This is a genomic window from Paraburkholderia sp. CNPSo 3274 (assembly GCF_024206475.1).
Taxonomy (GTDB): domain Bacteria; phylum Pseudomonadota; class Gammaproteobacteria; order Burkholderiales; family Burkholderiaceae; genus Paraburkholderia.
Window position 1 is genome coordinate 57586 of the sequence record NZ_JAMBPR010000020.1, and the last position, 11620, is coordinate 69205.

The window sequence follows — 11620 nt, forward strand, 5'->3', positions numbered from 1 at the left end:
CCTCGCTGCTTAAGCGGCCAGCTTCGCGAGCGCGTCGTCGATCTGGCCGCGCGTGAGTGCGAGCTCTTCGAGCCAGGCCTCGCCATACTGCGCGCCGGTTTCCTTCTCCAGCCGCGCGATGGTCGCGGCGCAGCGCGCGCTGTCCTTGGGCGTGGCGATGAACGCCTTCACCGACTGGCCGCCCTGGAACGCCTCGAACAGCGGCGTGCGGATTTCGTCGGGCAGCACGCGCGTGGTCCACTGGTGCGTCTTGCCGTTGAAGGTGAGCGAAGGCGGCAGCACGCGCTCCTTGCGCGTGGCCGGAATCAGGCCGAAATTGCGCGCGGCTTCGGCGATCTGCTCGGCCGTGAAAAGCTCCTCAGGGGCGATCTCGAATTGCGCGATGGCGGTTTCGACGGTTTTCATCGCGTCGGCGCGGTCGTCGCGTTTTTTCTGCGCGCGCGCGACGATGTCGCGCAGCTCGTCGGCTTCGTCGGGCGTGATCGTGAAGCTCGCCTGTTTCTGCTGAAGCTCGGAAAAGCGCTGGAATTCTTGATCGGTCAGGAGTTTCGCCATGAGTTTGGAGTACTGGGTTTCGAATGTGCGGCCGCCATGCAAGGCGCACAGGTTCTTTGAGAGGGCCGCCATTCTAACCGTTTTGCGTGGCCGGCTTCCATTTGCGCAATGGCGTACTTGCATGCGCGCGCCTGGCGGGTAAACATCGAAGTTTCGTACTGAGCGCCGCTGTGCGTCAGGGCGCGCCGTCCTCGCGAAACATCGACAAGGTCTGCACGGTCGCGCTCAGCATTTGCGTTGCCTCGTCGAGCGAGGGCGCGACATAGTCGTCGATGCGCTTGAGGAACGGGCAGGTGAGCGCCGCGATCGCCTGCCCCGAGGGCCCGAGCACCGGAAACGTCACGTCCGTCACGCCGAAAATCTGCTGACTGTCCTTGCGCGAGAAGCCCGCCTCGCGCACCTGCTCGCACGCGGCTTCCAGCGCCGCGTGGTCGATCGCCACCTCGCCCTTCACCTTCGTATGCTCCGCGAGCATGTGCGCGCGCTGCTCCGGCGTTTGCCAGGCGAGGAGCGTGCGGCCCGAGCTCGTATCGACGAGACCCACGCGCGAACCCAGCCGCACCGCGATGCCCCACGTGCCCGGTCCGTCCACCTGTGCGATCACGAGCAGGTTGCCGCGGTCGTACACGGCGAGATGGCAGGACTGCTCGGCTTCGTCGGCGAAGCGCTGCATGAGCGGCAGCGCTTCCGAGATCAGGCGCTCCATGGGCGGGTGACGATGGGCGAGCGCGAAGAGTTTCAGGCTCAGCGCATAGCGGTCGCCGCCTTCCGAACGGATGACGTATTGCCGCGCCACCAGCCGCTCGAGCATGCGGTAGATCTCGCTCGCGTTACGACCCAGCGCCTTCGTGATCTCGGCGCGCGTGAGGCCGGCGCGCTGCTCCGCAAGCAGTTCGAGAATGTCGAGCCCCTTGTCCAGCGCAGGCGCGCGATAGCGATCGGCGTCGTCTTTCTCGTCGGCTTCTTCGGGCACGGTGTCCATCTGGCCTCTTTTCGCGTTCTTTTCCATTCGATCGTCCCCAGGGAAATCACGGACCCATGCTGCACTGCACATCGCTTGACCTTGTGATGTGCGTATATGAATAATACGTTCACTGGTGAATAAAAACCAGCGTCGTCAGGTAAGGAAGAGGCAGTTGCAACGGGTCGCCGGCGCTTCGAGCATTCCACGTGGGCGCGGCAAACACATGCGATTCATCAACGACAGAATCGGCGCGCGAGGCGCGTCGACAGGAGACACACATGGCGTTCGCATCCGGGCTCTCGAAGGCCCGCCGCTCCACCGGAATTCACCAGGCGCGCGGCGCCTTCGCCCGCGCCGCCACAAAGACGCTGTGCGTCGCCGCGGCCTGTGCTGCGGCGTTCGGCGCGTCGGGTGCAACCCACGCAGCCGAACTCGGCAAGGTTGGCCTTGGCCTGCCGCTCCTCACCTCGCCGTTCTGGCAGTCGTACAACAACTACCTCGGCGTCTATGCGAAGCAGGACGGCATCGACATCCTCGCGCCCGTGAACTCGAACAACGATCCCGCCCAGCAGATCACGGACATGAACAACATGATCAATCTGGGCGCGAAGGGCATCGTGGTCGGGCCGATCGATTCGGCGGCGATCAGCCGCGCGCTCGGCAACGCGGCGCAGAAAGACGTGAAGGTCGTGGCCGTGGACGTCGCGCCCACGCAGGGCAACGTGGCGATGGTCGTGCGCGCCGACAATCGCGCGTACGGCGAGCAGGCCTGCAAATACATCGGCGAGCACGTGAAGTCGGGCAAGGTCGTGCAGATCATGGGCGACCTGGCCTCGGTGAATGGCCGCGACCGTTCGGAAGCGTTCCGCGCGTGCCTGAAGCACTATCCGAATCTGTCGCTGCTCGAAATTCCGGCTGCCTGGAAGGGCGACGTAGCGGCGAGCGCACTGGACAGCCTGCTCACCGCGAACCCCGACGTGAAGGGCATCTACATGCAGGCGGGCGGTGTGTATCTCTCGCCCACGCTGCAAACGCTGCGCCGCAAGCAGTTGCTCTTTCCGGCGGGCGATCCGAAGCACATCGTGATCGTTTCCAATGACGGCATTCCGCAGGAGTTCGAAGCAATCCGCAAGGGCGAGATCGATGCGACCGTATCGCAGCCCGCCGACCTCTATGCGAGGTACGGCCTCTACTACATCAAGGCCGCGCTGGAAGGCAAGACGTTCAAGCCGGGCAAGACCGATCACGACAGCACCATCATCCAGCTGCAGTCCGGCATTCTCGAAGACCAGTTACCGGCGCCGCTCGTGACGAAGCAAAACGTCGACGACAAGAACCTGTGGGGCAACACCGTCAAATGAACGATCGAACGAGCGATCGGGCCGTAGCGGATAGCGCGCCGCCGTGGGGCGGTGCGCTATCGGTGGGCAGCCGCGAGGCGGCCATGCGAGCCCGCCTGCCGGTAGTCGAGGCGAGCGGCGTGACGAAGCGTTATGGCTCCACCGCGGCGCTCGCCGACGTGAGCCTGCGCGTGATGGCCGGCGAATCGCACGCGCTGGTGGGCCGTAACGGCGCGGGCAAGTCCACGCTCGTTTCGATCCTCACCGGCCTGCGCAAGCCCGACGAAGGCAGCGTGCGCTTCAACGGCGAGGCGGCGCCCGCCATCTCCGATCGCGATGCATGGCGCGAGCGCGTGGCCTGCGTGTATCAGCATTCGACGATCATTCGCGATCTCACGGTCGCGGAGAACCTCTTCATCAATCGCCAGCCAAGGCGGCGCGGGGTGATCGACTGGTCAACCATGCGCCGCGACGCGCGTGCGCTGCTCGACCACTGGCGCATCGACGTGCGCGAGGACGCGCGCGCGGGCGACCTCACGGTCGAAGCGCGCCAGCTCGTGGAGATCGCACGGGCGCTTTCGTATGGCGCGCGTTTCATCATCCTCGACGAACCGACCGCGCAGCTCGACGGCGAGGAAATCAAGCGCCTCTTCCGGCGTATCGACGAATTGCAGCGCGACGGCGTGACGTTCCTGTTCATTTCGCACCATTTGCAGGAGGTGTACGAGATTTGCCAGGCCGTCACGGTGCTGCGCGACGCGCGGCACATCGTGAGCGCGAGCGTGGCCGAATTGCCGCGCGAGCGGCTCATCGAAGCCATGACGGGCGAGCGCGGCGGCCTGAATGTCGCCGATGCGGCGGCGCGCGCGGCGCTGCCCGCCAACGCGCCGCTCGCGCTCGAAGTGCGTGGGCTCACGGGTCATGACTATCGCGACGTGTCGTTCACGCTAAAGCGTGGCGAAGTGGTGGGCCTCACGGGCGCGACGAGCAGCGGCCGCACGAGCGTGGGCGAGGCGGTTGCGGGACTCTCGGCGCAGCGCGCGGGCGAGATTCGCGTGAAAGGCGCGCTGCTCACGCCCGGCGACGTGCCCGCGGCGCTCGCGAGCGGCGTGGGCTGCGTGCCGAAGGACCGCCATCGCGAAGGGCTCGTGCTCACGCAGTCGGTGGCCGAGAACGCTTCCATTACGATTGCGGGCCTGCTCGGGCGCTTCGGTTTCGCACCGCCGGCGAAGAAGCAGGCATTTGGCAAGCGCATGATCGAGGCGCTCGGCATCGTTGCGCAAGGCCCGGATCATGTGGTTTCGGGGCTTTCGGGCGGAAACCAGCAAAAGGTGGTGATGGCGCGCGCATTGGCAAGCAATCCTGACGTTCTCGTGCTGATCGACCCCACGGCGGGCGTGGACGTAAAGTCGAAGGAAGCGTTGCTCTCGGTCGTGGATCGCGTGCGCGACGAAGGCAAGGCCGTGCTCGTGGTGTCGAGCGAACTCGACGACTTGCGCACCTGCGACCGCGTGCTCGTGATGTTTCGCGGCGAGGTGGTCGCCGAAATGGCGGCCGGATGGCAGGACCACGAACTGATCGCATCGATTGAAGGAGTCGATCTCCATGAAGAATAGTGTTTCGACGCCCGCATTCGCGGCGGCGCAGGCCGATGCGGCCGCGAATGCCCGCCGTGCGCGTCCGCGCATCCAGCTGGCGCGCCTGCGCGATTTCGCGCTGCTGCCTGCGCTCGTCCTGCTGCTCGTGATTGGCGGGTTCGTGAGCCCGAGCTTTCTCACGCGCGCGAATCTCATCAGTGTGCTCGGGGCATCCGCTGCGCTCGCGCTCGTGGTACTCGCCGAATCGCTCATCGTGCTCACCGGCAAGTTCGATCTTTCGCTCGAATCGACCGTGGGCATTGCGCCCGCCGTTGGCGCGATGCTCGTCATGCCGGCCGCTTCGGCAGGCTTTGGCCTGCAATGGCCCGCTTTTGCAGGGCTCGCCGCCATCGTGGTGGTCGGCGCGCTGATCGGCTTCGTCAACGGCTTTCTCGTCGTGCGGCTGCGGCTGAACGCCTTCATCGTCACGCTGGCCATGCTGATCGTGCTGCGCGGCATGCTGGTGGGCGCAACGAAAGGCGGCACGCTATTCGACATGCCTTCGTCGTTCTTCGCGCTCGCCACCACGATCATGCTCGGCTTGCCGGTTTCTGTGTGGCTTGCCGCTGCCGCGTTCGCGATCGCCGCGTTCATGCTGCGCTATCACCGCGTGGGGCGCGCGCTCTATGCGATCGGCGGCAACCCCGATGCGGCGCGCGCCGCGGGCATCCGCGTGGAGCGCATCACATGGGGCGTGTTCGTGCTCGGCAGCGTGCTCGCCGCGATTGGCGGCTTGATCGTCACCGGCTACGTGGGCGCGATCAACGCGAATCAGGGCAATGGCATGATCTTCACGGTGTTCGCGGCGGCCGTGATCGGCGGTATTTCGCTCGATGGCGGCAAGGGCACGATGCTCGGCGCGCTCTCGGGCGTGCTGCTGCTCGGCGTAGTGCAGAACCTGCTCACACTCGCCCAGGTGCCATCGTTCTGGATTCAGGCGATTTACGGGGCGATCATCCTCGGCTCGCTGATGGTGGCGCGGCTCGCGGGCGGCGAGGCACAGAACTAAAAGCGGAGACTATTTGTGAACGGCAACCCACCCCATACCGACGCCCGCCTCATTCTGCTCGCGCCTGAGGACAACTGCCTGATCGCGGCGGCGCGTCTGGCGGCGGGCGAGACGGTAGAGATAGAAGGCGAGCGCGTGTCGCTCGCGAAGACGATCGAACTCGGTCACAAAGTGGCGCGCCGCGCGCTCGCGAAAGACGAGAAGGTGCTGCGCTATGGCGCGCGCATCGGCCACGTGAACGAGCCGGTGGCGCGCGGTGAGCATCTGCACACGCACAACCTGGAAAGCGACTACTTGCCGACCTATACGCACGACGCGGGGCACGAGTTCGTGCCGCACAAGTAACGCCACCATGATGCGGCACGCGCCGCGAGCAGGATTCAAGTTATGAGCGATAGCAACGTCACCACGTCACAGGCCGCCGCGCCCATGCTCGAAGGCTGGCTGCGCAACGACGGCCGCAAGGGCATTCGCAACGTGGTTGCGGTGGCCTATCTCGTGGAATGCGCGCACCATGTGGCGCAGGAAATCGTCGCGCAGTACCGCGAGCCCTTTGGTGCCTTCGACGATCCGCACACGTTGCATCAGCCAAAAGAGCCGCCGGTGCATCTGATCGGTTTTCCGGGCTGTTTTCCGAACCGCTACGCCGAGAAGATGATGAAGCAGCTCACCACGCATCCGAACGTGGGCGCGGTGCTGTTCGTTTCGCTCGGCTGCGAGAGCATGAACAAGCACTATCTCGTGGAGCAGGTGCGCGCCAGCGGCCGTCCGGTAGAGGTCCTGACGATTCAGGAAAAGGGGGGCACGCGCAGCACGATCCAGTACGGTCTTGACTGGGTGCGCGAAGCGCGTGCGCAACTTGCCGCGCAACAGAAGGTGCCGATGCGCCTCGATGAACTCGTGGTCGGCACGATATGCGGCGGTTCGGACGGCACGAGTGGCATCACCGCCAACCCGGCTGTGGGCCGTGCCTTCGATCAGCTGATTGCAGCGGGTTCGGCCTGCATTTTCGAGGAAACCGGCGAGCTGGTGGGCTGCGAATTCCACATGAAGAGCCGGGCGGCCAGGCCCGAACTGGGCGAAGAGATCGTCGCGAGCGTGGCCAAGGCGGCGCGCTATTACTCGATACTCGGCCACGGTTCGTTCGCCGTCGGTAATGCGGACGGCGGCCTCACCACGCAGGAAGAAAAGTCGCTCGGTGCGTATGCGAAAAGTGGCGCCTCGCCGATCGTCGGCATCGTGAAGCCGGGTGACGTGCCGCCCACGGGTGGTCTCTATCTGCTCGACGTGGTGCCCGATGGCGAGCCGCGCTTCGGCTTTCCGAATATCAGCGACAATGCGGAAATCGCGGAGCTGATCGCATGCGGCGCGCACGTGATCCTGTTCACGACGGGGCGCGGCTCGGTGGTGGGTTCGGCGCTTGCGCCCGTCATCAAGGTGTGCGCGAACCCACAGACCTACCGCAATCTCGCCGGCGACATGGACGTGGACGCGGGTCGCATTCTGGAAGGGCGCGCGACGCTCGACGAAGTGGGGCGCGAAGTGTTCGACCGCACGCTGGCGGTGGCGGGCGGCGAGCGTTCGAAGTCGGAAATGCTCGGGCACCAGGAGTTTATCCTCACGTACAAGACTTTCGAGCCAGTCGGTCCCGCATGCCTGCCCGCCAGTGCGCGCGTGCCGATTGTTGAAGCCGCGAACTGAAACGCGCAGTCGGATGATTTCGTTGTGGGAACAACCATCTCCAGGAGGTGACGAGCCATGGCGCAGGAACAGCATCCCAGGGTGGCGCATACGCGCCGTATCGGCCGCACGGCGCTGGAAGTGAGCGCATTGGGTCTAGGCACCGCGCCGCTCGGGGGCCTGTATCGCGACCTGTCCGAAGATGAGGCGCAAGCCACTGTCGACGCCGCATGGCAAGCCGGCATCCGCTTCTTCGATACCGCGCCGCACTACGGCCACACCAAGGCCGAGCACCGGCTGGGCGCGGCGTTGCGGCGCTATCCGCGCAACGAGTACGTGATTTCCACGAAAGTGGGCCGCCATTTCGTGCCGCGCACGCACCCGTACGACGGCAGCGAGGGCTGGCAAAACCCGCTGCCCTTCGAAGCGATCTTCGACTACACGCGCGACGGCATTCTGCGTTCGTTCGAGGACAGCCAGCAGCGGCTTGGCCTCGTCGAGATCGATATCCTGCTCGTGCACGATATTGGCCGGTACACGCACGGCGAGCGCAATGAGCACTACTGGCGGCAACTGAGCGACAGCGGTTTCAAGGCGCTCGACGAATTGCGCAAGGCGGGCGTGATCAAGGCGATCGGCTTCGGCGTGAACGAGCGCGAGGTGATACGCGAGGCAATGCAGGAATTCGACATCGATTGCGCGCTGCTGGCGGGCCGCTATACGCTGCTGGAGCAGGCGCCGCTCGACGACCTGCTGCCTGAGTGCGAGAAGAAGGGCGTGAGCATTCTGCTAGGCGGCGCGTTCAATTCGGGCATTCTCGCGCACGGACTGCTCGGCGAACTCAAGTTCAACTATGCCGATGCGCCGCAAGAAGTGGTCGAACGCGTGGCGCGGCTCGAAACGATCTGCCGGACCTACGACGCGCCGCTCGCGGCGGCGGCGCTGCAGTTTCCCTATGCGCACCCGGCGGTGGCGACGGTGCTCAACGGCGCACGCAGCCCGCAAGAGGTGCGCGAGAACGCCGCCTCGTTCGAGACGATTTTGCCCCGCGAGTTGTGGCTCGCGCTGCGCGACAAGGGTCTCCTCGATCCGCGCGCGCCGCTTCCGCAGGCTTGAGCCATGGCTACGATCGAACGGATCGACGCCCATCAGCACTATTGGGACCCCGCGCGCGGCGATTACGGCTGGCTCACGCCTTCGATGACCGCGCTTTATCGTACGTTCGGACCTGCCGATCTCGCGCCGCTGCGTGCGTCGTGCGGCGTGGCGCGCACGGTGGTCGTGCAGGCCGCGCCGACTGTCGAAGAAACGCGCTGGCTGCTCGATCTTGCGCGCAACGAGCCCTCGATTGCGGGCGTGGTGGGCTGGGTGCCGCTCGACGACCCGCACGTCGCCACGCTGATCGCCGAACTCGCGCGCGAGCCGAAGCTACGCGGTGTGCGCCCCATGCTCCAAGACCTGCCCGACGACGACTGGATCGAGAATGCCGATACCGCGCGAGGCGTGGAAGCGCTCATCGCACACGATCTAGCCTTCGACGCACTCGTTTTCACGCGCCATGCGCATGCGCTTGCGACCTTTCTCGCGCGCAATCCTGCGCTGCGCGTCGTGATCGATCATGGCGCGAAGCCGCCAATTGCAGACGGTGGCGAAAACGGTTACGCCCCATGGTCGCAGGCCATCTCGCGGTTCGCGCGATTTCCGCAAGTGCACTGCAAGCTTTCCGGGCTCGCGACCGAAGCCGCGCCTGGCTGGAACGACGCCACGCTCGCGCCGTGGGTCGCGCATCTGCTTGCCGCGTTTGGGCCGCAACGCCTCATGTGGGGTAGCGACTGGCCGGTGCTGAACCTCAATGCCGATTACGTACGCTGGCACGCGAGCGCGCAACAGCTCACACAGACACTTTCCGCTGACGAGCAGGCCGCCGTATTCGGCGGCAACGCGGCGGCTTTCTATCGGCTTAAAACCGGGCTCGGAGACCATCCAGCCGGTTAGAAAACGTCCGCCGAACGCCACGAGGCGCGCCTGCGTCGCCATAATGGCCGTTTGCGTCATCCCAACTTCTTCCCGCGATTTCATCGCTCGATCGCGGCATGGGGGCCTGCTGCAATACGGGGTATCGCCGTGCCGCGCTTCCAACCGGAGTGGCAGATGGTACAAAGACTGGCCGGCAAGACGGCCTTGATCACCGCGGCAGGCCAGGGCATCGGCTACGCGGCCGCCGAACTGTTCGCCCGCGAAGGCGCACGCGTGATCGCCACGGACCTGCGCATCGACGCGCTTGCGGCGCTGCCGGTCGAGGCGCGCAAGCTCGACGTGCTCGACGGCGCGGCCATCACGGCGCTCGCGCAGGAACTGGGCGCGATCGACGTGCTGTTCAATTGCGCGGGCTTCGTGCACGCGGGCTCGATACTGGAAGCGAGCGAAGAAGACTGGGACTTCGCGTTCGATCTGAACGCGAAGGCGATGTACCGGACCATCCGCGCCTTCCTGCCGGGCATGCTGGCGAAGGGCGGCGGGTCGATCATCAACATGTCGTCGGCGGCGTCGAGCGTGAAGGGCGTGCCCAACCGCTTCGTGTACGGCGCCTCGAAGGCCGCTGTGATAGGGTTGACGAAGGCCGTGGCCGCGGACTTCGTGACGCGCGGCATCCGCTGCAACGCGATTTGCCCGGGCACGGTGTCGTCGCCGTCGCTGGAGGAGCGCATCGCCACGCAGGCGGCGGCGCAGGGCACGAGCGTGGACGCGGCGCGCGCCGCGTTCGTCGCGCGCCAGCCGATGGGGCGCGTGGGCAAGCCCGAGGAAATCGCGGCGCTCGCGCTTTACCTCGCCTCCGACGAATCCGGGTTCACGACCGGCCAGGCCCATGTGATCGACGGCGGATGGTCTAACTAGTTAGCCCCAACATTCGCCTCAGGCGATTCTGACCGACTGCAACGCACAGACAGACGAGGAACACAGACGATGAAACTGCTTCGCTATGGCCCGAAGGGCCACGAGAAACCAGGCCTGCTCGACGCCGAAGGCCGCATTCGCGCGCTCTCGGGCAACGTGGCCGATATTGCGGGCGACGTGCTCTCGGACGCCGGCCTCGCACAACTGCGCACGATCGATCCGGAAACGCTGCCGCTCGTCGAAGGCAATCCGCGTATCGGGCCCTGCGTGGGCCATATCGGCAAGATGGTCTGCATCGGCCTGAACTATGCCGATCACGCTGCCGAGTCGGGTATGCCGGTGCCGAGCGAGCCGGTCGTTTTCAACAAGTGGACGAGCGCCATCGTCGGCCCGAACGACGACATCGAGATCCCGCGCGGCTCGAAGAAGACCGATTGGGAAGTGGAGCTGGGCGTGGTGATCGGCAAGCACGCGAAGAATGTGAGCGAGGCGGACGCGCTCAACTACGTGGCGGGCTATTGCGTGATCAACGACGTGTCCGAGCGCGAATGGCAGATCGAGCGCGGCGGCCAGTGGGACAAGGGCAAGGGCTTCGACACCTTCGGCCCGACCGGCCCGTGGCTCGTCACCCGCGACGAAGTGGCCGATCCGCAGAACCTCTCCATGTGGCTCGAAGTGGACGGCCATCGCTACCAGAACGGCAGCACGCGCACGATGATCTTCACTGTCGCGAAGCTTGTTTCGTATCTCTCGGAGTGCATGAGCCTGCAGCCGGGCGACGTGATTTCCACCGGCACGCCGCCGGGCGTGGGCATGGGCGTGAAGCCGACCCCCGTGTTCCTGAAGGCGGGGCAGACGGTGCGGCTTGGCATCGAGGGCCTGGGCGAGCAGCAGCAGAAAACGCGCGCGGCAGAGTAAGCGCGCCTGAAGCACGAAAAAGCGCGCGAGGGGAGGCGGGACAGACCCGCTTCGCCTCGCGCGCTTTGTTTTATGGCGCAGGCCTTTCAGTTCGCCGGACTTTTCTCTTCCGGCCCATTGCCTTCCTGCAGCCGGTTCACTGTTCCCTGCGCGAGCGCCACGAGCTTTTCGTCGCCGTTTTCCAACACATACACGCTGCACTGGCAGGTGGCCTGGTGCCGCCCGGCGTGCACCACGCGCGCCCGCGCCATCAGCGTGCCCTTGAGCGCCGGGCGCAGATAGTTGATTTTGTATTCCCCCGTCACCACCCGTGGCCCGAGCGCCAGCGCGCCGGCGAAGGTCAGCGCGTTGTCGGCGAGATAGCTGATCACCCCGCCATGCACGTAGCCGTGCTGCTGCTTGAGGTCGTCGCGTACGGGCAGACGCAGGGTCAGCTCGTCGGCTCCCACGTGCATCAGTTCGGTTCCGAGCAGCACGCTGAACGGTTGGGCATGCAAAGCGCCGCGCGCGCGGTCCACAAGATCTGTCATCGTCGCGTTCCCTGGGTCTATCCCCGAGTGGTTTCCTAACCACTCTAGGAAGCCTCAGCGTCGAGTCAAGGTGAATCGAACCGAGTCGGCAA

Annotated in this window: 12 protein-coding genes; 9 read left to right on the top strand and 3 right to left on the bottom strand. The window is 65.6% G+C overall.

Going from position 1 to position 11620, the window contains the following annotated elements:
• Positions 1-9 precede the first annotated feature (9 nt).
• Both M3I54_RS15940 and M3I54_RS15945 read right to left on the bottom strand, forming a co-directional pair.
• Positions 10-555, bottom strand: a complete 546-nt coding sequence (locus tag M3I54_RS15940) for a hypothetical protein (RefSeq protein ID WP_254337541.1) — start codon at positions 553-555, stop codon at positions 10-12.
• 175 nt (positions 556-730) lie between these two features.
• Positions 731-1564, bottom strand: a complete 834-nt coding sequence (locus M3I54_RS15945) for an IclR family transcriptional regulator (protein WP_254337437.1) — start codon at positions 1562-1564, stop codon at positions 731-733.
• 233 nt (positions 1565-1797) lie between these two features.
• Between M3I54_RS15945 and M3I54_RS15950 the strand changes: the two genes are divergently transcribed.
• The 9 genes from M3I54_RS15950 to M3I54_RS15990 all read left to right on the top strand — a co-directional run bounded on the left by M3I54_RS15950 (position 1798) and on the right by M3I54_RS15990 (position 10998).
• Positions 1798-2880, top strand: a complete 1083-nt coding sequence (locus tag M3I54_RS15950) for a sugar ABC transporter substrate-binding protein (RefSeq protein ID WP_254337439.1) — start codon at positions 1798-1800, stop codon at positions 2878-2880.
• Positions 2881-2963: 83 nt separating this feature from the next.
• Positions 2964-4475 carry a sugar ABC transporter ATP-binding protein gene (locus M3I54_RS15955; protein ID WP_254337543.1) on the top strand — a complete coding sequence of 504 codons (1512 nt, stop codon included), beginning with the start codon at positions 2964-2966 and terminating at the stop codon, positions 4473-4475.
• Positions 4465-5505 carry an ABC transporter permease gene (locus M3I54_RS15960; protein ID WP_254337441.1) on the top strand — a complete coding sequence of 347 codons (1041 nt, stop codon included), beginning with the start codon at positions 4465-4467 and terminating at the stop codon, positions 5503-5505. Before M3I54_RS15955 ends, M3I54_RS15960 begins: the two co-directional genes overlap by 11 nt.
• 15 nt (positions 5506-5520) lie before the next feature.
• Positions 5521-5850, top strand: a complete 330-nt coding sequence (locus M3I54_RS15965; RefSeq protein WP_254337443.1) for a UxaA family hydrolase — start codon at positions 5521-5523, stop codon at positions 5848-5850.
• A 42-nt stretch (positions 5851-5892) separates the two neighbouring features.
• A complete protein-coding gene (locus M3I54_RS15970; protein WP_254337445.1) occupies positions 5893-7206 on the top strand; it encodes a UxaA family hydrolase in 1314 nt (437 codons plus the stop codon).
• 57 nt (positions 7207-7263) lie between these two features.
• Entirely contained in the window at positions 7264-8301 is a 1038-nt protein-coding gene (locus tag M3I54_RS15975; protein ID WP_254337447.1) for an aldo/keto reductase, read from the top strand.
• A 3-nt stretch (positions 8302-8304) separates the two neighbouring features.
• On the top strand, positions 8305-9180 hold the full coding sequence (locus M3I54_RS15980; RefSeq protein ID WP_254337449.1) for an amidohydrolase: 876 nt from the start codon (positions 8305-8307) through the stop codon (positions 9178-9180).
• A 156-nt stretch (positions 9181-9336) separates the two neighbouring features.
• The gene (locus tag M3I54_RS15985) at positions 9337-10080 is read left to right on the top strand and encodes an SDR family oxidoreductase (protein ID WP_028202869.1); all 744 of its coding nucleotides are present in this window, start codon (positions 9337-9339) and stop codon (positions 10078-10080) included.
• Between the two features lie 69 nt (positions 10081-10149).
• Complete coding sequence (locus M3I54_RS15990) at positions 10150-10998, top strand: ureidoglycolate lyase (protein WP_254337451.1); 849 nt, start codon at positions 10150-10152, stop codon at positions 10996-10998.
• Between the two features lie 86 nt (positions 10999-11084).
• On the opposite strand, the gene M3I54_RS15995 is transcribed toward M3I54_RS15990, so the two are convergent.
• Positions 11085-11528 (bottom strand): PaaI family thioesterase, encoded by a 444-nt coding sequence (locus M3I54_RS15995; RefSeq protein WP_254337453.1) that lies wholly within the window; start codon positions 11526-11528, stop codon positions 11085-11087.
• Between the last annotated feature and the right edge of the window lie 92 nt (positions 11529-11620).

Bases quoted from the DNA above. Each gene is read 5' to 3' on its own strand.
- M3I54_RS15940 (WP_254337541.1), bottom strand. From the start codon at position 555: ATGGCGAAACTCCTGACCGATCAAGAATTCCAGCGCTTTTCCGAGCTT.
- M3I54_RS15945 (WP_254337437.1), bottom strand. From the start codon at position 1,564: ATGGAAAAGAACGCGAAAAGAGGCCAGATGGACACCGTGCCCGAAGAA.
- M3I54_RS15950 (WP_254337439.1), top strand. From the start codon at position 1,798: ATGGCGTTCGCATCCGGGCTCTCGAAGGCCCGCCGCTCCACCGGAATT.
- M3I54_RS15955 (WP_254337543.1), top strand. From the start codon at position 2,964: ATGCGAGCCCGCCTGCCGGTAGTCGAGGCGAGCGGCGTGACGAAGCGT.
- M3I54_RS15960 (WP_254337441.1), top strand. From the start codon at position 4,465: ATGAAGAATAGTGTTTCGACGCCCGCATTCGCGGCGGCGCAGGCCGAT.
- M3I54_RS15970 (WP_254337445.1), top strand. From the start codon at position 5,893: ATGAGCGATAGCAACGTCACCACGTCACAGGCCGCCGCGCCCATGCTC.
- M3I54_RS15975 (WP_254337447.1), top strand. From the start codon at position 7,264: ATGGCGCAGGAACAGCATCCCAGGGTGGCGCATACGCGCCGTATCGGC.
- M3I54_RS15980 (WP_254337449.1), top strand. From the start codon at position 8,305: ATGGCTACGATCGAACGGATCGACGCCCATCAGCACTATTGGGACCCC.
- M3I54_RS15985 (WP_028202869.1), top strand. From the start codon at position 9,337: ATGGTACAAAGACTGGCCGGCAAGACGGCCTTGATCACCGCGGCAGGC.
- M3I54_RS15990 (WP_254337451.1), top strand. From the start codon at position 10,150: ATGAAACTGCTTCGCTATGGCCCGAAGGGCCACGAGAAACCAGGCCTG.
- M3I54_RS15995 (WP_254337453.1), bottom strand. From the start codon at position 11,528: ATGACAGATCTTGTGGACCGCGCGCGCGGCGCTTTGCATGCCCAACCG.